Genomic DNA, 23641 nt, shown 5'->3' on the forward strand with positions numbered 1-23641 from the left:
TGTCAAGGGGAAGTGGAATGACCGCATCGGGTGGCCAAGGCAATAGTCAAGGCAGCAGTCAGGAGAGCAGGGCCCGTCCCGGTCAGCGCCGGATGGCGCAGTGGACCCGCGACTATGTCCGGCTGCCCGGCATTCCCGACGAGTATATTGCCGACAACAGCGCGCCGCGGCCGGCCTGGGCGCGCTTCTTCGACGCCTTTGCCGCGCTGTCGCCGGCCGATATTGAGCGCCGCTTCGCCTCCGCCGACCGCCATCTGCATGAGGCCGGCGTCACCTATCGCGCGCCGGGCGACACTTCCGACCGGATATGGCCGCTCAGCCATCTGCCGCTGATCATCGATGCGGCGGACTGGCGCCAGCTCGCCGCCGGTGTCGCGCAACGCGCGCAGCTTCTGGAGATGGTGCTGGCCGATCTCTACGGCGAGGGCCGCCTTGTTGCCGACGGCGCCATCCCCGCGGCGGCGATTGCCGGCAGCAGCGAGTATCTGCGCGCGGTCAGTGGCATCAAGCCGCCGGGGGGCCGCTATCTGCATCTCTACGCCGCCGACATCGGCCGCGGGCCCGACGGCCGCTGGTGGGTGCTCGGCGATCGCACGCAGGCGCCGTCGGGCGCGGGCTATGCGCTGGAAAACCGCCTGGTGCTGTCGCGCGCCTTTTCCAATCTCTACAAGTCGATGAATGTCGAGCGGGTCGCGCCGTTCTTCGAGGCGTTCCGCGATTCACTGCGCGCCAGCGCTGACCGCGACGAGCCGCGGATCGGCCTGCTGACGCCCGGCGCGTTCAGCGAGACCTACTTCGAGCACGCTACGCTGGCGCGCTATCTCGGTTTTCTGCTGGTCGAGGGCGACGATCTCGCGGTCTCCGGCGACCGCATCCACATCCGCACCGTTGCCGGATTAAAGCGGCTCGACGTTCTGTTGCGCCGGGTCGATTCCAACATGCTCGATCCGCTCGAGCTCGACGCGTCCTCCTATCTCGGCGTGCCCGGGCTCGTCGAGGTGCTGCGCAAGGGCGGCGTCGTGGTCGCAAACATGCCGGGCTCCGGCGTGATGGAGGCGAGGGCACTGCTCGGCTTCCTGCCCAATCTCTGCCGGCGCCTGCTCTCTGAAGACCTGATGATGCCGCACATCGCGACCTGGTGGTGCGGCCAGAAATCCGCGCGCGAGCATGTGCTGTCGCGGCTCGACGAGTTCGCGATCGAAGGCGCCTATGGCCGCGGCGTCGCGGATTTTCCCGGCAACGGACCGGTGCTGCCGGGCGAATTGTCGGCCGCGGATCGCGACCGCCTGAAGGATGCGATCAGCCATCGCGGCATCGATTATGTCGGTCAGGAGCTGGTGCGGCTGTCGACCACGCCGGTATGGGAGAACGGCCGCATCGCGCCGCGTCCATTCGTGTTGCGGGTGTTTGCGGCGGCGACGCCGAACGGCTGGACCGTGCTGCCCGGCGGCTTCTGCCGGATTGCCGATCGGGCCGATGCGCGCGCGGTGTCGATGGGCGATGGCGCGGTGTCCGCCGACGTCTGGGTGGTCTCCGACAGGGCCGTTGCGACCTCGACCTTGCTGCCGGCGGGCGACACCGTCCGCATCCGCCGCATTGCGGGCGTGCTGCCGAGCCGTGCCGCCGACAATCTGTTCTGGCTCGGCCGCTATCTGGAGCGCGCCGAGGCCACCATCCGGCTGATCCGCGCCCTGTGCACGCCGCTGCGCGATCCCGCGCGCGCGAATTCGAACGGCGCGGCGCCGGCGATGCATTCGGCCGAGCGCATCCAGCGCATGCTGGTCGCCTGGGGCGCGGCCTCGCAGACCGCGCGCGCCAATCTCGCCAGGGTCGCGCTCGAAGCGCTGCAGAGCGAGGAGAAATTCGGCTCGGCGCTGTCGCTGGTGCGATCGGCGCAGCGCACGGCGACTTCGCTCCGCGAGCGGCTGTCGCCGGACGCCTGGCAGGTCATCACCGAGATGGCTGATCGGCTCGCCATCGAGGTTCATGACGATGACGGCGTCGTCAGCGCCGCGGAGCTGACCCTGCAGGAGCTCGCAAGCTTCGCCGGCCTTGCACAGGAAAACATGAACCGCGCCGCCGGCTGGCGTTTCCTCGAGATGGGCCGCCGCGCCGAGCGCGCCGTCAACACCACGCGCTTTGCCCGTCAGTTCGCCTATGACGAAGCCGGCGACGAGGATCTCGACGTTCTGCTCACGCTGGTCGACTGCCAGATCACCTATCGCTCGCGCTATCTGGTGCAGCCGCTGCTCGCACCGGTGCGCGATCTGGCGGTGCTCGACCCCTACAATCCGCGCTCGGTCGCATTCCAGGTCGCGGCGCTGAACGAGCATATCGCCGCGCTGCCGAGCCTGAAGGAGCATGGCCTGATCGAGCGGCCGCAGCGGCTCGCCGTCGCGGTCGAGGCGATGCTCACAACGGCTGAAGCCTCGAGCCTCGACGTCAAGACGCTGTTCGCGCTGGAGCAGGATCTGCTCAACCTCGCCGACTCGATCGGGCTGCATTACTTCCCGCACGGACCGAATGCCAGCCGGCCGGAGAAGCTCACGGGGTTGGCGTGATCTACGACATCCGTCACGTCACGACCTACAGCTACGAGACCCAGGTCAGTTTCGCGCGGTGTTCGCTGCGGCTGGAGCCGATCAGCGGCGACGGGCAGCAGTTGATTTCGCATTCGGTCGAGATCCGTCCGAGGCCGGCGGAGCGCACCACAAGGCGCGACTTCTTCGGCACGCTCACGGAAAGCGTCCTGATCGAGACCGCGCATCGCAGTCTGCGCATCGATGCCCGCTCGCGGGTCTCGGTGGCGCGGCAGCCGCCGGCGCGCGACGCCGCCAGCCCGCCCTGGGAGGACGTGCGTGACAACGCGTTCGAGGCGTTGAGCCTCGATGCGGCCTCGCCGGTCGGCTACGTCTTTGCCAGCGCGCTGGTGCCGGTGCTGCGGCCCGTGACGGCCTACGCCTCTGCGAGCTTTTTGCCTGGTGGCGGCATCCTTGCCTGTGCGGCCGACCTGATGCGCCGCATCCGCAACGACTTCAAATACGATCCCAAGGCGACCGTGATCTCAACGCCGCTTCGCGACGTGTTCGAGAAGCGCCACGGCGTGTGCCAGGACTTTGCCCATGTGATGATCGCAGGGCTGCGTGGCCTCGGCCTGCCCGCGGCCTATGTCAGCGGCTATTTGCGCACCATTCCGCCGCCGGGCCAGCCGCGGCTGCAGGGCGCGGACGCCACCCATGCCTGGGTCTCGGTCTGGTGCGGCAGCGCGCTTGGCTGGGTCGGGTTCGACCCGACCAACGATCTGATGGTCGGGAGCGACCACATCATTCTCGCCATCGGCCGCGACTTTGCCGACGTCTCGCCGGTCGACGGCGTCATCGTCGGCGCGCGCAAGCAAAAGCTCGCCGTTGCGGTCGACGTGCTGCCGGTGGAGTGAGCCGGGATGGGCGCGCGGCGCGCTCGACCGCGCCAATGCGATCGCGATCAGGCGACGTGCCGCTTGCCCGATTTGTCCCACCCGATCGGGCTGACGATGACGCGGTCGCGGCCTTCACGCTTGGCTTGATAGAGCGCGAGGTCTGCGGCCTTGAGCAGATCGCGCGACGTGCGCTCGTGGTCCGGGACGAGGCACGACAATCCGATGCTGACGGTCGGCAACTCAGGCTCGGATTCCCGCGCAGCCGCCAGCTTGGCACGAATCCGTTCGGCAATTTCCAGGGCGCCCGTCTTGCCGATGCCTGGCAGCAACACTGAAAACTCCTCGCCGCCATAGCGGGCGCCGAGATCGGTTGCACGCTTGGCGCTGCTTGCGATGCACCGTCCCACGGTGGTGAGCACGGCGTCGCCGGCCTGATGCCCGTAGGTGTCGTTGTAGATCTTGAAATGATCGACGTCGATCATCAGAAGCGAGACCGGCGCCTTTGCGCGCATGCCACGGCGCCATTCGACGTCAAGGGTATCGTCGAGGCGGCGGCGGTTGGCGAGGCCTGTCAGTGCATCCGTGCTCGCGAGGTGCGCGAGCCGGTCTTCCGCGGCGGCCCGCCGTTTGAGGGCGGCCACCAGGTAGAACATCAGGACGATCGAGAAGCCACAGAGCGCTGCAACCACGCTGCCGATCAGCCAGAGCTGCTGCCACCAGTCGGCATAGATGCCGTCGAGCGCGAGACCCTCGGCGATGAGCAGGCGATTGTGGCCGACCGCCTGGAAAACATAGAGCCGGCTGACATGATCGACGATCGATTTCGTGATGTAGGAGCCGGATTGTCGTGCCGGAAACTGCTTGAAGACCAGAGAGTCCTTGATGCTTTGCCCGATCTTGCTGATGTCGAACGGGGCGCGCATCAGTATGACGCCATCGCTGTTGAACAGCGCCATGCTGTCGCCGAAGCCGAAGTTCAGCTTGCGAAACAGATTGTGGAAATAGCTGAGCCGCATGCTGCCCGCGACCACGCCGGCAAAGGAGCCGTCGTCATTGTTGATGCGGCGGCTGAGGCTGATCAGATATTCGCCATCAGAAGTAATCCACGGAGCACTGATGAACAGGCCGCTGTCCGCTCGCGTCTGATGCGCCCGGAAGAAGTCTCGATCGGCGAAATTTGCGGCCCGCGGCGTCAACGTCCTGGAATCGAGCGTGACGTCCCCCGCCGCATTCAGCACGAGGATCGAGCCGAGATCCTTGGCTGTGGCGGCGCGGTCGAACAGCACGACCTGGCGAAGCTCCGGGCTGATCTTGCCGAGCTCCGGCAGCTTGACGCCGTCGGCGACCGCCTGGAGCGAGAGGTCGTAGAGGTCGATGTTGCGGTCGATCTCGCTGGCGATGGAGGCGACGAGGTTGGTCGCGCCTTCCTTCGCATGCCGATAGTCCTTGCCCGCCATCTCCCAGAGAATGGATGCGCAGATCGCCGAAAAGCAGAGAACGAGGCCGATCCCGAGCGCAAGGAGCCGTTTGGTCGGCACCGCCTTCGGCTTTGGCAAAAGCCCGTTCATTGCTCACTTCCACTTTCCCGCGCAGTGACGCTTTCTATGGAGGCATCAAATTGAGAAATGCGACCTGAAGCGGACGCAATTTGCGTCCGTGCGTTGGGAGAGTCTTAACCATCCAGATTGCCGGGGCCCTGTCGTAGGGCCTCGCAACATCGCGGGATCGGCTCAGGTTCCGGTCCGCTGCAGGCCGTCGGCCGCGTCGCTGCGCAGGTTGCGGAAGAACTGCTCGACCTCGCGCGACAGCGTCTCGGCCGTTGCGGTCAGATCGTTTGAGGCCGCGAGCACCGATTCCGCCGCCTTGCTGGTCTGGTCCATATCGTCGCGGAGCGAGCCGACATTGGTAACCAGGGTCTCGTTGCCCTGGGCGGCCATCTGTGCATTGGCGGAGATTTCGCGCGTCGCCGCGTCCTGCTGGCCGATCGCGCTCGCGATGTTCGCGGTGACGTTGCTGATCTCGCGTACCGCCTGGCCGATCTCGCGCACGGCGGCCACCGAGTTGCGGGTCGAGGCCTGGATCAGGCCCACATTCTCGCTGATCTCGGCGGTTGCCTTCGCGGTCTGGCCGGCCAGCGCCTTGACCTCGTGCGCGACGACGGCGAAGCCACGACCAGCATCGCCGGCGCGGGCGGCTTCGATGGTGGCGTTGAGGGCGAGCAGGTTGGTCTGCTCGGCGATCGCCTGGATCAGGCTCAGCACCCCGTCGATGCGCTGGGTGGTGGCGGCGAGGCCCTCGATCTCGGTGATCGAGCGGTCGGTGCGTACACCGGCCTGATCGACGGCGCCGGACGACTGCTTGACCTGGCGGCCGATCTCCTCGACCGAGGCGGAGAGTTCTTCGGCTGCGCCCGCCACCGCGGAGACGTTGCTCGAGGCCTGTTCGGTTGCGCCTGCCGCCGCCACCGCGCGGCCGCTGGCGTCCGACGCGACGGTTGCGATGGTCTGCGCGGTTTGGCGCATCGTCGCAGCGTTGTCATGCACCGCGCGGAGCACCTCGCCGATCGTGCCACGGAACGCTTCGACGAAGGTCTCGATATGCCGGCCGCGCGCGTCGCGCGCCTCGGACTCCTGTACGACCTGCGCGTTCAGGCTGCGATTGCGGTCCATCGCGTCCTGGAAGACCTTGATGGCGCGTGCCAGTGCGCCGATCTCGTCGCTGCGCCCGACATGCGGTACTTCGACATGGTCGGTGCCCTCGGCGACGCGCTTGATCGTCGTGGTGATCTGCGACAGCGGCCGGGCCACCGAGCGGGCGATGATCAGCACGCCGAGTACCACCACAATCAGGGCCGCGGCGCCGAGGCCGGTCAGCACCAGTGCCATCGTGCGGTTGGTGTCGGTCTCCCGCGCCAGCTTCTTGCTGCGCTCGGCATAGACCTTGGAGAGCGCCTCGAGATCCTTGTTCAACGCGGTGCGCACGTTGCGGTTGGCGTCGTTGTCGCCCCACTCCCGCCCGGCTGCGGCGCCGATCTCGATGCCGCGGCGTACCAACTCTTTGCGGAAATCGATGAACTGCTCGATGCGCTTCTTGAACACCGCGAACTGGGCGGCGTCGTCGGCCTGCACCAGCGTTTCCCAGTTCTTGACCACGCCGAGAATGCGTTCGTTGAACGCCAGCAGCCCGTCGCCGTATTTCTTCACCGCTGCCGGATCGGTCGACATGTAGATGCCGCGGGATTCCATCACCACGGCGTAGACCAGTGAATTGACCCGCTCGACATTGAGTGCGGCACGGCTTGCGAGGTCGACGGCCTCGGTCAGCTCGGCATTGCGCCGCGCATTGTATTCGGACAGGAAGGTGATGGCCGCGGTCAGCGCCGCAATCAGCGCAAACGTCGAGTACAGCCTGGCAGCAAGCGAGAATCGGGACGCCATTGGAGGCCGGGACATGGAGATGGGGGATGTGACGGGGGCGGGCATTGCGGGGCACTCCAAGAGGCCGGGGAGTACCTTCGGCCGATTAAAGCTTATGCAAAATTTTCATGGACAATTTCTTAACGCGCGAGATTTGTGCAGCCGCAACCGTTAAAATCTGTAAATAATCCCAATGCCTTATGGACCGCTTTGAGTCTGCCGGGTGCTCGCGGCTTGCGGTCGTGCCAAGGGTGCGCCGCCGTTACCGGCAAAGGCGCCAGCACGCGGGGCGAAGCCGATGGCACGCCTTTCGCAAAGAGGTGCTAGATTGCGCTGCCCCAGCCCGCGACGAACCCCCCATGCTCTATCGTCACACCATCGACGCCACCAATTACGCATTCGACGATCTGCGCATCCTGCTTGCCAGGGCCTCGCCGCCGCGTTCAGGCGACCGCCTGGCCGGCATCGCCGCCGACAGCGCGGAGGAGATGATCGCAGCGCGGCTTGCGCTGGCCAATGTTCCGCTCAAGCAATTCCTCGATGAGCCGCTAATCCCCTATGAGGCTGACGAAGTCACCCGCCTGATCCTCGACAGCCACGACGTTGCCGGCTTTCTGCCGGTGTCGTCGCTCACCGTCGGCGGATTCCGCGACTGGCTGCTGTCGGATGCCGCCAGCGGGGATGCGATCAAGAAGATCTCGCGCGGCATCACGCCAGAGATGGTTGCGGCGGTGTCGAAGCTGATGCGCAACCAGGATCTGATCCTGGTCGCGAAGAAATGCGAGGTGACGACCCGCTTCCGCAACACCATCGGTTTGCGCGGGCGAATGAGCACGCGGCTGCAGCCGAACCATCCTTTCGACGATCCCAAGGGCATCACCGCCTCGATTCTCGACGGGCTGCTGCTGGGAGCGGGCGATGCCTGCATCGGCATCAATCCGGCGAGCGACGACCCGAACGTCATTGGCACGCTGCTGCGGCTGCTGGACGACATCATCACGCGATTCGAGATTCCGACGCAGGGTTGCGTGCTGACCCATGTCACGACCACGCTCGGATTGATCGGGCAGGGGCTGCCGGTCGATCTCGTGTTCCAGTCGATCGCTGGCACCGAGGCGGCCAATCGCAGTTTCGGCGTCGACCTCTCGCTGCTGCGGGAGGCCCGGGAAGCCGGGCTGTCGCTGCGCCGCGGCACGGTCGGTGACAATGTGATGTATTTCGAGACCGGGCAGGGCTCGGCGCTGTCCGCCAATGCCCATCACCAGGTCGACCAGCAGACGTGCGAGGCGCGGGCCTATGCGGTGGCGCGCGCGTTCGATCCGCTGCTCGTCAACAGCGTGGTCGGCTTCATCGGTCCTGAGTACCTCTATGACGGCAAGGAAATCATCCGCGCTGGGCTCGAGGATCATTTCTGCGGCAAGCTGCTCGGCCTGCCGCTCGGGATCGACGTCTGCTACACCAACCACGCCGAGGCGGATCAGGACGACATGGACAATCTCCTGACGCTGCTTGCGGCGGCCGGCGTGAACTTCATCATGGGCGTGCCGGGCGCGGATGACGTCATGCTGAACTATCAGTCGACATCGTTTCACGATGCGCTCTATGTCCGCGACCTGTTCGGCCTGAAGCGGGCCCCCGAATTCGACGACTGGCTCGCGCGCGTCGGCCTTGCCGGGCAGGACTTCCGCCTCGTGGCCGATGCGGAGCGGTTGCCCGACCTCGCTGCCAGGCTCCTGACCTGAGGGGGATAGCGAAATTCTGCAGAGCAACTATCTCGTCGTTATGACGTTAAGTAGTGCCACAATGTTGAAGAATTTCTGGCCCAGCGTTCCGCGCCGTGGTTAGATTTGCCGGTGCTTCGGGGTCGTTTGATGAGAGCTGAGGGCATAGAGACAGTACGACGTATCCTCTGCGTTTTTCCGCGCTATACGTCGTCGTTTGGGACCTTCGAGCACGCCTACCCCCTCACTGACGGCGTCAAGGCGTTCATGCCGCCGCAGGGCCTGCTGCTGATCGCCGCATACCTTCCCGAGAACTGGCCGGTCCGTTTCGTCGACGAGAACCTGCGTCCGGCGACGGCGGAGGATTTCGAGTGGGCGGATGCCGTGTTCGTCAGCGGTATGCACATCCAGCGCCAGCAGATGAACGACATCTGCCATCGCGCGCATGACCATGACCTGGTGGTCGCGATCGGCGGCCCGTCGGTCAGTGCTTGCCCGGACTACTATCCCTCATTCGACTACCTCCACGTCGGCGAGCTCGGCGATGCGACCAATGAGCTGATCAAGCGTCTGGCTGATGATACCAGCCGTCCCGACGAGCAGGTGGTGCTTAAAACCATCGACCGTCTGCCGATGACGGATTTCCCGCTGCCGGCCTATGAGCTCGCCGAAACCAAGAAGTATTTCCTCGGCAGCATCCAGTTCTCCTCGGGCTGCCCCTATCAGTGCGAGTTCTGCGACATCCCCGGGCTCTATGGCCGCAATCCGCGCCTGAAGTCGCCGCAGCAGATCATCGCCGAGCTCGACAAGCTGCGCGCGTGTGGTGCCACCGACACCGTGTATTTCGTCGACGACAATTTCATCGGCAACCGCAAGGCGGCGAGCGAGCTGTTGCCGCACCTGATCGAGTGGCAGAAGCGCACCGGATATGTCACGCGCCTCGCCTGCGAGGCGACGCTCAACATCGCCAAGCGCCCCGAGATCCTGGAGAAGATGCGCGAAGCCTATTTCGTAACGATCTTCGTCGGCATCGAGACGCCCGATCCCGACGCGCTTAAGGCCATGCACAAGGATCAGAACATGATGGTTCCGATCCTCGAGGGTGTGCGCACCATCAACTCGTTCGGCATGGAGGTCGTCTCCGGCATCATCATGGGGCTCGATACCGACAAGCCCCAGACCGGCGATGCGTTGCTTTCCTTCGTCGAGGAGTCGCGGATTCCGCTGCTCACCATTAACCTGCTGCAGGCGCTGCCGAAGACGCCATTGTGGGATCGGCTCGAAAAAGCCGGGCGTCTGATCGACGACGAGGGCCGCGACTCCAATGTCGAGTTCCTGCTGCCCTATGAGGACGTGGTCAGTTCCTGGCGCAAATGCATGGAAGTTGCCTACGAGCCGAAGAAGCTGTTCGCGCGCTATTTGCATCAATGCAATTACACCTATGCCAATCGCATCAAGGTGCCGGTCAGCCCGGAAATGAAGAGCTGGGCCAACATCCGGCGCGGCCTGATCATGCTCCGCAACATCTTCTGGAAGGTCGGCGTGCTCGGCGACTACAAGCGCGTGTTCTGGAAGTTTGCGCTCGGCCGGCTCAAGCGCGGCGACATCGAGGGGTTGATCTCGGCGACGCTGGTTGCGCATCACCTGATCACCTTTGCGCGTGCAGCCTCCAGCGGCCGGCAGAACGCCTCGAACTACTCGATCCGGCTGCGCGAGGCTTCCGTCCCCGCCGAATAACAGCATGACGACACCGCCGGTGCCCTTGTCCCCTTCGCTTGCCGATCTGCGCGAGCTCACGCCGGCGCGCGTCGGTCTTGGCCGGTCCGGGGCCAGCCTGCCGACCAATGCGCTGCTCTCCTTCACGCTCGACCATGCCCGCGCCCGCGACGCCGTCCACGCCGCCTTCGACGTCAGCGGGATTGCGGCCGGTCTTGCCGGCCTCGGCATCACCCCGCTTGAGGTGTCGAGCCAGGCGCACAGCCGGCCCGACTACCTGCGGCGGCCCGATCTCGGGCGCATGCTGGATTCTGCGTCGCGGCGGTCGCTCGAGAGCAGCGGCATCACCGCATGCCCCTGCGCCGTCGTGATCGGTGACGGCCTGTCGCCGACGGCGGTCAACGTGCATGCCGTCGAACTGATCCGGCATCTCGTGCCGCGGCTTGCGGCCGACAACATCGACGTCGGCGCGGTGATCGCAGCGTCCGGCGCGCGGGTCGCGCTCGGTGACGAGATCGGCGCCATCATCGGCGCGCGCATGCTGGTGATGCTGATCGGCGAACGGCCCGGGCTGTCCGCACCCGACAGCCTTGGCGCCTATCTCACCTTCGCGCCGCGAATCGGCCTCACCGACGCCGACCGCAACTGCATCTCCAACATCCACCATGCCGGGCTGAGCTATGCGGAAGCCGCTTTCAGGATTTCGTGGCTTGTGCGCGAGGGCCTGGCACGCCAGATCACAGGGGTCGCGTTGAAAGATGAAAGCGGCGGTGGATCGTCGAGGAATGCGCTACCGGGGTGTGACAAATCAGATACTTAATGGCGGTGATCGGCGGTTCCCTGCCGATTTGGTCAGCCCCTCGCGCTTGCGAGCAAAGGGGCGGGCAGGTAAAACCGGCGCCGGTCAATATTCGCGTGTTTTCAAGGACTAGCGCCGATCAGTTGCGCTCACCCGCCTCATTCGCGCCCCTAGACCCAAGCTAGACAGATTGAGCCGTTTTCAGAACTGGACAGGGCATGCTCGAAAAGAATTCCGAAAGTCAGGTCCACGTCGAGAAGATCGAAGAGCCGCGGTCGGGCCTCAGCATCGCGTTCGGGATCGAGCGTCTCGGGCTGATCCCGATGCGGGCGCCGATCCTGTCCTGCATCGTCCTCGTTCTGTTGCTGATCGGCGCCGTGTTCGGCGTGCACCGGATCAAGATCGACGACTCGCTGTCGCAGCTGTTCCGCTCCGACTCCAAGGACTACAAGCAATATGAGGCGGTGACCAAGCGCTTCCCGGCGACCGAGTTCGACGTGCTCGTCGTGGTCGAAGGCAAGACGCTGCTCGAGCGCGAGAATCTCGGCAAGCTGCGTGACATGGTCACGGATCTGCAACTCGTCGAGGGCGTGCGCGGCCTGGTGTCGCTGTTCTCCGCGCGCCAGGCGCCGGAGCGAGGCAAGCTGCCGGCGGCGTTGTTCCCGAACGATCTGCCCGAGGGCGCGGCCTATGACAAATTCGTCGAGACGGTCAAAAGCAACGAGATCATCCGCGGCAAGCTGCTGTCGGAGGACGGCACGCTCGCGCTGATCGTGCTGTCGCTCGAGCCCGAGGTGGTCGGCAGCAACAAGCTCAGCAAGGTGGTCGGCGACATCAGGAAGATCATGGCCGACGATCTCGGCGGCAGCGGGCTCAACGCGCAGCTGTCCGGCGTGCCGGTGATGCAACTCGAGATCCGCAATGCGGTCGAGCGCGACGGCCTGACCTACAACATCCTCGGCATCCTCGCCGGCTGCATCATCGCCATCATCTTCTTCCGCAAGATATCCTTCATGGTGGCGGCGGCGTTCCCGCCGATGATCGCGATCCTGCTCGCGCTCGGCGGCCTCGGCTGGGCCAATTTCAATCTCAACATGTTCCTCAACGTGATGACGCCGCTCATCATGGTGATCAGCTTCTCCGACTCGATGCAGCTGACATTCGCGGCGCGCGACCGGCTGATCGCGGGGCAGGACAAGTTCACCGCGTTCAAGAATGCGGTGCTGGTGGTCGGACCGGCCTGCGTGCTGACGCACGGCACGGCCGGAATTTCCTTCATCGCGCTGCAGTTTTCGGATTCCGACTTGATCCGCAAGTTCGGCGAGGCCGGGCTTGCGGCGACCATCATCGCGCTGATCGCGGTGCTGTCGCTGGTGCCGGTGTTCGGCGTCCTGTTCGTGCGCAACGAGAAGATCTTTGCGGTCAAGTTCCAGAGCGCGGATGCCGGCGTGCAGGCGCTGCGCAATTTCTGCTACTGGATCGCGGTGCGCATGGTCGGCCGTCCCGGGTTGTTCAGCCTGCTGGCGCTGATCGTGGTCGGCGGCCTCGGCATCATCTACGCCAATCTCGAGCCGCGCTACCGGCTCGCCGATCAGGTGCCGGACAAGCGGCAGGCGGTGGCGGCGTCGAGCCGGCTCGACGCCAAGTTGACCGGCGCCAATCCGGTCGATGTGCTGATCGAATTCCCCAAGGGGCAATCGCTATACTCGCCGGAGACCTTGAAGACGATTGCCGATGTCCATGCGATGGTCGAGGACTCTGCCGGCGTCGGCAACGTCTGGTCGCTGGAGACCTTGCGGCGCTGGCTCGCCGAAAAGGCCGGCAGCAATGATGTCGCGACGCTGAAGGAATATGTCGACCTCATCCCCGAACACTTGGTGCGCCGGTTCATCGACAAGAATCAGGATGCTGTCGTGGTGTCGGGCCGCGTCCCGGATGTGGACTCGAGCCAGTTGCTTCCGGTGGTGAACAAACTCGATCATTCGCTAGACAAGGTGCGCGCCGAGCATCCCGGCTACGAGATCGCGGTCACGGGTCTGTCGGTGATTGCCGCACGCAACAGCGCCAGCATGATCGAGAAGCTCAACCACGGCCTCACCATCGAATTCCTGCTGGTCGCGATCTTCATCGGGCTCGCATTCCGCTCGATCGTGGTGATGTTCTCCTGCATCCTGCCCGGCATCTTCCCGGTGGTGCTGTCGGGCACCGTGCTGTGGCTGCTCGGGGAGGGGCTGCAATTCGCCAGCGTCGTGGCATTGACGGTGTCGTTCGGCCTCGGCCTCAGCGCCACCATCCACTTCCTCAATCGCCTGCGGCTCGAGACCAAGCCGGGTGTCACGCCGGAACTTGCGGTGGAGCGCGCCACCGTCCTGGTCGGTCCTGCGCTGATCCTGACCACGGTGGTGCTGGCCTGCGGCCTCGTCGTCACCGTGTTCTCCGACCTGCCGTCGCTGCGCCTGTTCGGCTGGCTCAGCGCGTTCTCGATGGTCGCAGCTCTGGTCGCGGACCTCTTCATCCTGCGGCCGACCTCGATGTTCCTGATCAACCTGTCGCAAAAGCTCCGCGGCAGGGGCGGCCAGCCCGCGCCGATCGAAAAGGCCTGATCGACGAGCAATCAAAAAGCTGCAGCAAAAAGGCCCGGTTCCGAAGCGTTCGGAACCGGGCCTTTGTGTCTTGTGGGCGCAATCGGCCGGGAGCGTCAGCTCTTCGTCATCGTGATCGAGACGCCGCGGATCTCGCCCTTGGAGTCGATCTGCACGACCTGCTTGGAGCCGTTGGTCTGCAGGTTCAGGTTCGCGGCAAAGCCGGACGCCTCGACGAACACGTCGATCCGCCCGCCGCCTGCGGTGCCCTGCAGATTGCCGAAGATGTTGCGGCTCGCCTCGCTCCAGTTGCCGGAGATCCGGTCGCCCTGGCTGGTGACGTCGCTGGAAAGGTCGAACTTGTAGCTGTCGCTGGCGCAATGCAGGGATTGTTTCAGGCTCATGCCCGACGGCGCGACCTTGTAATCCGCCTTGCAACGAATCCGTTCAGTCGTGCCGTTGGACAGCGCCACCGTGCCCGTTCCGGTCCACGAGCCGGCAAAACCGGCAAACGGCCCGCTGGCCTGGGCGTGGACGGCGGAGGCAGAGAGCATCAGTGCGGCGCCGACGCCCACAGCCCTGAGAGCCTGACCATAAAGGCTGGAACCAAACAGTTTCATTGTGAATTTTCCCATCAAAATCAACGCTTCCTACGCAAGAAAGCGTCTCGCCGCATCGAAGGTTTAGTGTCACCGAAGAATGTTAGGTTCAAACGACAGAAGCGGCGCGCGGCGCCCATATTGTCATCGAACAGAATCAGAAACCGTCGGCTTCGTGACGGCATGTAGCTTTGCGCAACTGCTATCCGCAATAGCCGAACGCGACAAAGTGATGGCACGAATCGTCATTGTGAATCAATAACTTATGTAGGGGTTTACAGCGCCGCAAATTTAGCCGCATTTAACGGTGCTTGTCGTCAATCCGTTGCCGCGTTACGTGGCGTCTGCAATCCCCAAAATCCGTCCCGGCCACGCCGAAGCGCTTTTCGGGAACAGATTTTCTGCTGTCGGAAATGAAGGAATACGATGCGTAAATTTCTCTTGGCTCTTGCCCTGTTGTCGATCCCGCTCTCCTCCAGCGCCTTCGCCCAGCAGACGCGCGGGACACCCGATGAACAGAAGGCCTGCACGCGCGACGTGCAGCGTCACTGCCGCGCCGTGATCGATCAGGGCGATTTCACCATTCTCGCCTGCCTGCAGCAGAACCGCAGCAAGATCAGCGCCGCCTGCGACCAGGTGCTGAAGACCCACGGCCAGTAAGGCCGCTTCAGGTCCCATGGATCGCCGCAAGGCCCGTGCTCGGCATGCGTGCCGGCCACGGGCTTCGTATGCTGGCGGTCACAGACAGCATTGGTTTTGGTGGCGTATTCCCCTATATGGGGCTCGCAAATCCCTCCGCATGCGCTGACCTTTCGCGCCTGCGTCGTGCCATGACCAGTGTAGCCCAAATTTCCCATGACCACCGCGAGCGACCTGCGATCCGGAAAGACCCACCGCGACGAGAATTTTCCGGTCGCGTCGTGGATCATTCATCCGCGGCATCGTGCCCTGATCCTGGCCTTCTATAATTTCGTCCGCACCGCCGACGATATCGCCGATCACGCCACGCTGCCCGCCGAGGAGAAGCTGCGCTACCTCGACCTCATGGAGGCCGAGCTGCTTGGCAATGGCGACACCCAGAAGGAAGCGGTCAATCTGCGCCGCGCCTTCGCCGAGCGCGGCATGCCGCCGCGGCACGCGCTCGACGTGCTGGTGGCGTTCCGCCTCGACGTCACCAAGCTGCGTTACGAGAATTGGGACGATGTAATCGATTATTGCCGATACTCGGCGATGCCGGTCGGGCGGTTCATGCTCGACGTGCACGGCGAGGATACCTCGACCTGGGCGGCGTCGGACGCGCTCTGCGCCGGGCTGCAGATCAACAACCATCTGCAGGACTGCGGCAAGGACTACCGCAACCTGAACCGTGTCTACTTGCCGCGCGATGCCCTGGCCGCTGCGGGCGCGACCGTCGAGATGCTCGGCGAGGCGAAGTCGCAGCCGGCCCTGCTCGAATGCCTGCAGGCGCTCGCGGTGCGCACCGAAGCGCTGCTCGACCAGAGCAAGTCGCTCGCCGCCGAAGTGAAGGATTTCAGGCTGGGGCTCGAGATTTCCGTGATCCAGGCGTTCGCCGACAAGATCGTCAACATGCTGAAGGTGCGCGATCCGCTCAGCGAGCGCGTGCATCTGAGCAAGGTTGAACTGCTGCTGCAGAGTCTCGGCGGCGTCGCCGGCGAGACCGCGCAGCGTGCGACTGGACGGCGTACGGTCTCCAAGACGGCGGCAGGCGCATGAGTGCTGAGGCGGCGGCCAACGCAAATTACGGAAGCACCGCGTCGGGCAGCTCGTTCTATGCCGCGATGCGCATCCTGCCGCACGCTCAGCGCGAGGCGATGTTCCAGATCTACAGCTTCTGCCGGCAGGTCGACGACATCGCCGATTCCGACGGCCCGCGGCCGGAGCGGCTGGCCGCGCTGCAGCAGTGGCGCGACGATATCGACGCGCTCTATGAGGGACGTCCGCCGGAGCGCCTGAAGGACTATGTCGCCTCGGTGAAGACCTTCGGCCTGAAGCGCGAGGATTTCGTTGCGATCGTCGACGGCATGGAAATGGACGTGCCGCAGGATATCCGCGCGCCGGATCTTGCGACGCTCGATTTGTATTGCGATCGCGTCGCGAGCGCGGTCGGCCGATTGTCGGTGCGCGTATTCGGCCTGCCCGAGGACGATGGCATCCAGCTCGCGCACCACCTCGGCCGTGCGCTGCAGCTCACCAATATCCTGCGCGACATCGACGAGGATGCCGGCCTCGGCCGGCTCTATCTGCCGCGCGAGTGGCTCTGGCACGCCGGCATCACCAATAACGATCCGGCCCGCGTCACCGCCGACCGCGCGCTGCCGAAAGTGTGCGCGCCGCTGGCCGAGCGGGCCAAGATGCATTTCCAGAAATCCGATGAGATCATGAAGCGCAATTCGCGCCGCGCCGTGCGCGCGCCGCGGATCATGTCGAAATACTACCGCGCGATTCTCGATCTCCTGATCGCGCGCGGCTTCACCGCCCCGCGTGCGCCAGTACGTGTGTCCAAGGCCGCCAAGATCGGCATCCTTCTTCGTTACGCGATCATCTGATGCAAAAGACCGTTCATATCATCGGTGCCGGCATTTCCGGCCTCTCCGCAGCCGTGCGCCTAGCCAATGGCGGCTACAAGGTGTTCGTCCATGAGGCGACGCAGCAGGCCGGCGGCCGCTGCCGCTCTTATTTCGACGCCGCCACCAATCTCACCATCGACAATGGCAACCATCTGCTGCTGTCGGGCAACCGCCATGCGCTGAGCTATGCGCGCGCGATCGGCACCGAGGCCGGCCTCGTCGGGCCCGCGCGCGCGCAGTTTCCGTTCGTCGATCTTGCCAGCGGCCAGCGCTGGCAGCTCGACCTCGGCGATTCCCGCCTGCCGCTGTGGGTGTTCGACGAGGCGCGCCGCGTCCCGGACACCAGCCTGCGCGACTATCTCGCCTTGGCGCCGCTGGCCTGGGCCGGCGCCGGAGCGCTGGTCGGCAACACCATTCCCTGCAAGGGCACGCTGTATGAGCGCCTGGTGCAGCCGCTGCTGCTGGCCGCGCTGAACGTCGATCCGCCGGAGGGCTCGGCCGGGCTCGCTGGCGCCATCGTGCGCGAGACGCTGCTCGCGGGCGGGCAGGCCTGCCGCCCGCTGATCGCGCGCGACGGCCTGAGCTCGGTCCTGATCGAGCCGGCCGTGAAGCTGCTGCAGGAGGGGGGCCACAGCGTCCAGTTCAGTCACGAATTGCGTGCGCTCGGCATGTCGGGTGATCGCATCAGCGAGCTCGACTTTGGCAATGGCGACAAGGTTGCGCTGGGAGCCGACGATGCGGTCGTGCTCGCCGTGCCGCCGCGCGCTGCGGCATCCCTGCTGCCCGGCCTGAAAACCCCGACCAAATTCCGCGCCATCGTGAACGCGCATTTCCGTGTCGATCCGCCGCGCGATGCCGCGCCCATTCTCGGCGTGGTCGGCGGCCTCGTGGAGTGGCTGTTCGCGTTCCCGCAACGGCTGTCGGTGACGATCAGCAACGGCGACCGTCTGGTCGACATGCCGCGCGAGGAGCTTGCCCAGGCGATCTGGCAGGACATCTGCGAGGCGTCGGGGGTTTCCGGCGACCTGCCGCCGTGGCAAATCGTGCGCGAGCGCCGTGCCACATTTGAGGCAACGCCGGAACAGAATGCCCTGCGTCCGGGGCCCGCGACGGCGCAAAAAAACCTGTTCCTTGCCGGCGACTGGACTGCTACCGGGTTGCCGGCAACCATCGAGGGATCGGTGCGATCCGGTGATCGCGCCGCAGATCTGGTTCTGGCCAGGCGTTAGATTCGACCTGTTGGCACGTTTTCGAGCGAAGTGGTTACCGGTTCGCGTGAAGAAAACGCGACCAAACAAAAGGACAAGAACGTGATCCGAAGCAATCGGATCATGCTCTGGAGCGGCCGCGGCTTTCGATCAGCCGGCCCGCGATGAAGAGGATATCGAGCGAAATGCTTGCGAGAGATCACAGCGTTGCAGTCGACCCGGTCGCGCTGGAGAAGAGCATCTCCAAGGCAACCGAAGCGCTGCTCGGCTACCGCCAGTCCGACGGGCACTGGATATTCGAGCTCGAGGCCGACAGCACCATTCCGGCCGAGTACATCCTGCTGCGTCACTATCTGGCCGAGTCGATCGATGCCGGGCTGGAGGCCAAGATCGGCAACTATCTGCGCCGCGTCCAGGGCGCGCATGGCGGCTGGCCGCTGGTGCATGACGGCCCGTTCGACATGAGCGCCAGCGTGAAGTCCTACTTCGCGCTGAAGATGATCGGCGATTCCGTCGACGCGCCGCACATGGTGCGGGCGCGCGAGGCGATCCGTTCGCGCGGCGGTGCTTCGGGCAGCAACGTGTTCACGCGCTTCCTGCTTGCGCTCTATGGCGTCGTGACCTGGCGCGCGACGCCGGTGCTGCCGATCGAGATCATGCTGCTGCCGATGTGGTCGCCGTTCCACATCAACAAGATCTCCTACTGGGCGCGCACCACCATGGTGCCGCTGATGGTGCTTGCCGCGCTGAAGCCGCGTGCGAAGAATCCGAAAGGCGTCGGCATCGACGAGCTGTTCCTGGAGGATCCGAAATCGGTCCGCATGGCGCCGAAGGCGCCGCATCAGAGCGCGAGCTGGTTCTATCTGTTCCGCTCGCTCGACGCCGTGCTGCGGGTGATCGAGCCGATGTTTCCGAAGAGCCTGCGCCAGCGAGCGATCGATGCCGCGCTCGCCTTCACCGAAGAGCGGCTGAATGGCGAAGACGGCATGGGCGCGATTTATCCGCCGATGGCCAACATCGTCATGATGTACGAGGCGCTCGGCAAGGACGAGAATTTCCCGCCGCGCGCCATCACGCGCCGCGGCATCGACAAGCTGCTCGTGATTAGCGAACACGAGGCCTATTGCCAGCCCTGCGTCTCGCCGGTGTGGGACACCGCGCTGGCCAGTCATGCGCTGCAGGAGGCGGGCGGCGACGACACCCTGGCCAAGGCCAAGCAGGGCCTCGACTGGCTGAAGCCGCGCCAGGTGCTGGAGCTGAAGGGCGATTGGGCGGTCAAGGCGCCGGACGTCCGCCCGGGAGGCTGGGCGTTCCAGTACAACAACGACCATTATCCCGATCTCGACGACACCGCGGTGGTCGTGATGGCGATGGACCGCGTGCGGCGCCACACCGGAACCAGGGAATATGACGAGGCCATCGCGCGCGGCCGCGAGTGGATCGAGGGGCTGCAGAGCCGCGACGGCGGCTGGGCCGCGTTCGACGTCAACAACCTCGAATATTACCTCAACAACATCCCGTTCTCCGATCACGGCGCATTGCTCGATCCGCCGACCGAGGATGTCACCGCGCGCTGCATCTCGATGCTGGGCCAGCTCGGCGAGACCGCCGAGAGCAACAAGGCGATGGCTGACGGCGTCGCCTATCTGCGCCGCACCCAGCTTGCCGAGGGCTCCTGGTACGGCCGCTGGGGCCTGAACTACATCTACGGCACCTGGTCGGTGCTCTCGGCGCTAAATGTCGCAGGGATCGATCGCAACGACCCGATGATTCGGAAGGCGGTCGACTGGCTGGCGTCAGTCCAGAATCAGGACGGCGGCTGGGGCGAAGACGCCGTCAGTTACCGGCTGGATTACAAGGGTTATGAAGTCGCGCCTTCGACCTCCTCGCAAACGGCATGGGCTTTGCTTGGATTGATGGCGGCCGGAGAGGTCGAAAATCCCGCTGTTGCGCGTGGGGTGGAGTACCTAAAGGCAACACAGACGGAAAAAGGGCTGTGGGACGAGCAGCGATACACAGCTACGGGGTTTCCGCGGGTATTTTACTTGCGATATCATGGCTACTCGAAGTTCTTTCCGCTCTGGGCGCTGGCGCGGTATCGAAATTTGAGAAGCACCAATAGCAGGGTGGTAGGGGTCGGGATGTGATTGTTGAGGCGGGGGCCGCCGAGACCGTGGGCAGTAGAATTGATCCTCGGCCGGTATTGATTGTGACTGGATTGGTGCAGGAGGCCCGCATCGCGGCAGGCCCCGGCATGATCGTAATCTGCAGTTCGAGCGATCCGCAGCAGCTGCGTGAGTTGCTGGCGACGCTGGATCCGACCACCTTCCGTGGCGTGATTTCGTTCGGCGTGGCCGGCGGGCTCGACCCGTCGCTCAAGTCCGGCGACGTCGTGGTCGCGACCGAGGTGATGTCGGGCGATACCCGTTTCCTGGCCGCATCCGCGCTGAACGAAGAGATGATCGCCAGCGCCGCGCTGAAGCGCCGCAGGATCGTCCGCGGCGGTCTCGCCGGCGTGGAAGAGGTGATCGCGGCGAAGGCCTGCAAGGCCGCTCTGCGCTCGATGACGGGCGCAGCAGCGGTCGACATGGAGAGCCATATCGCGGCGGCCTATGCCGCCAAAGCCGGCATTCCGTTCGCCGCGCTGCGCGTAATCAGCGATCCCGCGCACCGAGCGCTACCGGAACTTGCGAAATCCGCGGTGAAGCCGAACGGCGACATCGACCTGCGCAAGGTGCTGCGCGGCATCGCGCGCAACCCGCGCACGCTGCGCGCGCTGGTCTCGACCGGTATCGACTTTAACCGCGCGTTGCGCTCGCTGCGCAGCTGCCGCGGCTTCCTGCTCGGCAACGAGGTGTTGATGCCGGTGGAAGACGTTCTGATCACGGCGAAGGCGGCCTGATCCGCTGCGCCGGGCCGGGACCGGGTTTCTCGCCGCATCAAGCTCAACACACAGGCCCGGTTGCATCGCGATCGGGCCTTTTGCTTTGATGCCCGAAGGTTTCGCTTGATGCCACGCTGTTCCGGTTCCACGCGCCCAGCGGCGGCGTGCGCGTCGGCTGTGGGGTGAGACCCCCGTATCCCTGTTCCTCGCGCCCCTGCGTCGCGCCGCAGCCTCTAACGACCTTCCGGCAGCGTGCCGGCGCCCACGGAACGGTCCTGCGGTCGCAGGGCGGGTCGATATACTTGACAGCCACGGCGATCCGTCCGAGAATGAACTATGATCCTTTATTCATGAATTAAGGTTCACTATGGCAATCGCTGCCGTTCGCCTCAACCAACTGGTCGAAACCAAAGCGCGCATTCTCGATGCCGCCAGGGAGGCCGTGGCGCTGAGTGGCTGGAAGGACGCCCAGATCGCCCTGATCGCCTCACGGGCTGGCGTGGCCACGGGCAGCGTGTATCGCTACTTCGACTCCAAGGCGGACCTGTACGCCCAGGTGCTCGCCTTGGTGTCTGAGCGCGAGGTGGCCGTGGTTGCCGCGATCGTCGAGGCGGAAGGCTCGGCGTCCCAGTGCTTGGTCGACGCGATCTACACATTCGCGGTCCGGGCGATGCGCGGCCGCCGCCTGGCCTACGCGTTGATCGCCGAACCCTGTGAACCCGAGATCGACGCGGCGCGCCTGAAATACCGGGCGGCCCTGGCCGATCAGATCGCAAGGCTGGTTCGGCGCGGTATCGCCGGCGGTGAGTTCGTCGAGATCGACGCGAACGTCGCGGCATCCTGCGTGACCGGCGCCTTCATGGAGGCGCTGGTTGGTCCCCTTGCGCCCGAAGCGGCCCCCGATTCCGACGCGGCGAAGGCGATCGCACAGTCGATCGCAGGGCTTTCCGCGCGCATGCTGTTTCGCCACGCCACGCCTGAACTCATCCCTGTATCGCGAGTCTCCGCATGAACGCGCGCGTCCAGCCGGTTGCCGTCGCTGAAGCGAAAGCCGCTCCGTTCGCGACCCATGAAGTGCGCAATCAGGCGCGGCCGGCGCTCGGCTTCAATGCATTCGATGACGACCGCGCGTTGAGTGGCCTGATCGTATCGATCGCGCCGTGGGCGAAAGACAAGCTTTCAGCGCTCGGCGCCCATGCCGGCAGCGAATCCGTGCAGGAGGCGGCACGGCTGGCCAACGAGCACGAACCGAAACTCTTGACCCATGACCGGTATGGCAACCGCAATGATTGGGTCGAATATCATCCTGCCTGGCATCAATTGATGGCGCTGGCGTTCCGGAGCGAGGTGCATAGCCTCGCCTGGTCGACGCGCGAACCACACGGCCATCTGGCGCGTGCGGCGCTGAGCTATCTCTGGAATCAGATCGAGAACGGCGTCGGCTGCCCCACCGGGATGGCGTACGCCGCGATCGCCGGGTTCTCCGGCAAGCCGCAATTCGATCTGTGGCGGGAGCGAACGCTGGCGGCGGACTACGATCCGCGGCGGCTTCCGATCGAGGCCAAGCGCGCCGCGGTCATCGGTTACGCCATGACCGAAAAGCAGGGCGGCTCCGATCTGCGCGAGACCCAGACCACCGCGCGCTTCGTCGAGCGCGGCGCGCATGGCGAGATCTATGCGATCACCGGCCACAAATGGTTCTTCTCGGTGCCGGTGGCCGACGGATTCTACACGCTGGCGCGCACCCAGTCCGGCGTCAGTTGCCTGTTCGTGCCACGCCTGTTGCCCGACGGCAGCGCCAACCGTATCCACATTCAGCGCTTGAAGGACAAGTGCGGTAACCGCTCGAACGCGTCAAGCGAGATCGAGTACCACGATACGTGGTCGATCCTGGTCGGCGAAGAGGGCCGCGGCATCGCGGAAATCCTTTCGCATGCCCATCTGACGCGACTGGATTTCGCGGTCGGCTCCGCCGGGCTGATGCGCCAGGCGCTGAGCCTCGCCCTCAACCACGCGCAAACGCGAACGGCGTTTGGCAAGCCGATGTCCGAGCTTCCGATGCAGCGCAACGTGCTCGCCGACCTCGCGCTCGAGAGCGAGGCGGCGATGCTCGGCGCATTTCGGGTCGCGCGTGCGACCGACGGTCTGCAAACAAGCGAACACGAGCGATTGCTGGCGCGGGTCGCGACACCCGTGATGAAGTTCTGGAATTGCCAGCGCGCGCCGGCCTTCACCTACGAATGCCTGCAGGTGCACGGCGGCAACGGCTTCATCATGGAGAATCCGATGGCGCGGCTGTATCGCGAAGCGCCGCTGAATTCGATCTGGGAAGGCACCTCGAACATGATGTGCATGGACGTTTTGCGGGCCATGCAACGCGATGCGAATTGCCGGGACGCATTCGTCGACGAGTTGCGTGCGAGCAGGGGCCTCAATCCGGTCTATGACCGAAGCACGGACGATCTCGCCGATCGATTGCGTGCAAAATATCCGGACGACGGGCACGCGCGGGCGCTCGTCACCCGCATGGCACACGCGTTGCAGGCTGCCGAGATGCTGCGGCATGGCGACGCCGCTGCCGCCGATCTGTTCGTGAAATCCAGGCTTGGCGCGGACGGGATGCATGTATTCGGCGGGCTTCCATCATCGGAAGACCTCAGCCGTATCGTCGAGCGCGCCTCCGTCATCCGACACCAAGGGCCCCAGTAAC

The 23641-nt window shown here is 65.0% G+C and carries 17 protein-coding genes; 14 read left to right on the forward strand and 3 right to left on the reverse strand.

Annotated elements, in window-relative coordinates:
* Positions 1–17: 17 nt before the first annotated feature.
* Positions 18–2561, forward strand: coding sequence for a circularly permuted type 2 ATP-grasp protein (locus tag IF803_RS17620; protein ID WP_461192933.1), 2544 nt, complete (start codon positions 18–20; stop codon positions 2559–2561).
* Positions 2558–3436 (forward strand): transglutaminase family protein, encoded by an 879-nt coding sequence (locus IF803_RS17625; protein WP_461192934.1) that lies wholly within the window; start codon positions 2558–2560, stop codon positions 3434–3436. The genes IF803_RS17620 and IF803_RS17625 overlap by 4 nt, the downstream gene beginning before the upstream one ends.
* A 47-nt stretch (positions 3437–3483) precedes the next feature.
* Here the strand turns inward: IF803_RS17625 and IF803_RS17630 are convergent, their stop codons facing one another.
* Both IF803_RS17630 and IF803_RS17635 read right to left on the reverse strand, forming a co-directional pair.
* Positions 3484–4986 (reverse strand): sensor domain-containing diguanylate cyclase, encoded by a 1503-nt coding sequence (locus IF803_RS17630; protein ID WP_461192935.1) that lies wholly within the window; start codon positions 4984–4986, stop codon positions 3484–3486.
* Positions 4987–5148: 162 nt separating this feature from the next.
* Entirely contained in the window at positions 5149–6855 is a 1707-nt protein-coding gene (locus IF803_RS17635; RefSeq protein ID WP_461192936.1) for a methyl-accepting chemotaxis protein, read from the reverse strand.
* A gap of 338 nt (positions 6856–7193) precedes the next feature.
* Between IF803_RS17635 and IF803_RS17640 the strand changes: the two genes are divergently transcribed.
* The 4 genes from IF803_RS17640 to IF803_RS17655 all read left to right on the forward strand — a co-directional run bounded on the left by IF803_RS17640 (position 7194) and on the right by IF803_RS17655 (position 13673).
* The gene (locus IF803_RS17640) at positions 7194–8576 is read left to right on the forward strand and encodes an ethanolamine ammonia-lyase subunit EutB (RefSeq protein WP_461192937.1); all 1383 of its coding nucleotides are present in this window, start codon (positions 7194–7196) and stop codon (positions 8574–8576) included.
* A 129-nt stretch (positions 8577–8705) separates the two neighbouring features.
* The gene (locus IF803_RS17645; RefSeq protein ID WP_461192938.1) at positions 8706–10292 is read left to right on the forward strand and encodes a B12-binding domain-containing radical SAM protein; all 1587 of its coding nucleotides are present in this window, start codon (positions 8706–8708) and stop codon (positions 10290–10292) included.
* A gap of 4 nt (positions 10293–10296) precedes the next feature.
* The gene (gene eutC, locus IF803_RS17650) at positions 10297–11091 is read left to right on the forward strand and encodes an ethanolamine ammonia-lyase subunit EutC (RefSeq protein WP_304499340.1); all 795 of its coding nucleotides are present in this window, start codon (positions 10297–10299) and stop codon (positions 11089–11091) included.
* 197 nt (positions 11092–11288) lie between these two features.
* Positions 11289–13673 carry an efflux RND transporter permease subunit gene (locus IF803_RS17655; protein ID WP_461192939.1) on the forward strand — a complete coding sequence of 795 codons (2385 nt, stop codon included), beginning with the start codon at positions 11289–11291 and terminating at the stop codon, positions 13671–13673.
* 95 nt (positions 13674–13768) lie between these two features.
* Here the strand turns inward: IF803_RS17655 and IF803_RS17660 are convergent, their stop codons facing one another.
* The gene (locus IF803_RS17660; protein WP_026192497.1) at positions 13769–14272 is read right to left on the reverse strand and encodes a hypothetical protein; all 504 of its coding nucleotides are present in this window, start codon (positions 14270–14272) and stop codon (positions 13769–13771) included.
* Positions 14273–14677: 405 nt separating this feature from the next.
* Here IF803_RS17660 and IF803_RS17665 point away from each other — a divergent pair, with 405 nt between their 5' ends.
* The 8 genes from IF803_RS17665 to IF803_RS17700 all read left to right on the forward strand — a co-directional run bounded on the left by IF803_RS17665 (position 14678) and on the right by IF803_RS17700 (position 23640).
* A complete protein-coding gene (locus tag IF803_RS17665; RefSeq protein WP_028331722.1) occupies positions 14678–14911 on the forward strand; it encodes a hypothetical protein in 234 nt (77 codons plus the stop codon).
* Positions 14912–15106: 195 nt separating this feature from the next.
* On the forward strand, positions 15107–15985 hold the full coding sequence (gene hpnC / locus IF803_RS17670; RefSeq protein WP_304499342.1) for a squalene synthase HpnC: 879 nt from the start codon (positions 15107–15109) through the stop codon (positions 15983–15985).
* Positions 15982–16818, forward strand: coding sequence for a presqualene diphosphate synthase HpnD (hpnD, locus tag IF803_RS17675; protein ID WP_461192940.1), 837 nt, complete (start codon positions 15982–15984; stop codon positions 16816–16818). The genes hpnC and hpnD overlap by 4 nt, the downstream gene beginning before the upstream one ends.
* The gene (hpnE, locus tag IF803_RS17680) at positions 16818–18068 is read left to right on the forward strand and encodes a hydroxysqualene dehydroxylase HpnE (protein WP_411782454.1); all 1251 of its coding nucleotides are present in this window, start codon (positions 16818–16820) and stop codon (positions 18066–18068) included. The genes hpnD and hpnE overlap by 1 nt, the downstream gene beginning before the upstream one ends.
* A 164-nt stretch (positions 18069–18232) precedes the next feature.
* Positions 18233–20194 (forward strand): squalene--hopene cyclase, encoded by a 1962-nt coding sequence (shc, locus tag IF803_RS17685; protein WP_461192941.1) that lies wholly within the window; start codon positions 18233–18235, stop codon positions 20192–20194.
* Positions 20191–20949: a phosphorylase gene (locus IF803_RS17690; protein ID WP_038375998.1), complete on the forward strand. Its 759-nt coding sequence runs from the start codon at positions 20191–20193 to the stop codon at positions 20947–20949. Before shc ends, IF803_RS17690 begins: the two co-directional genes overlap by 4 nt.
* 349 nt (positions 20950–21298) lie before the next feature.
* Positions 21299–21943, forward strand: coding sequence for a TetR/AcrR family transcriptional regulator (locus tag IF803_RS17695; RefSeq protein WP_057015695.1), 645 nt, complete (start codon positions 21299–21301; stop codon positions 21941–21943).
* A complete protein-coding gene (locus IF803_RS17700; RefSeq protein ID WP_461192942.1) occupies positions 21940–23640 on the forward strand; it encodes an acyl-CoA dehydrogenase family protein in 1701 nt (566 codons plus the stop codon). The genes IF803_RS17695 and IF803_RS17700 overlap by 4 nt, the downstream gene beginning before the upstream one ends.
* The last annotated feature ends 1 nt before the right edge of the window (position 23641 follow it).

It is taken from the genome of Bradyrhizobium sp. UFLA06-06 (assembly GCF_054820065.1).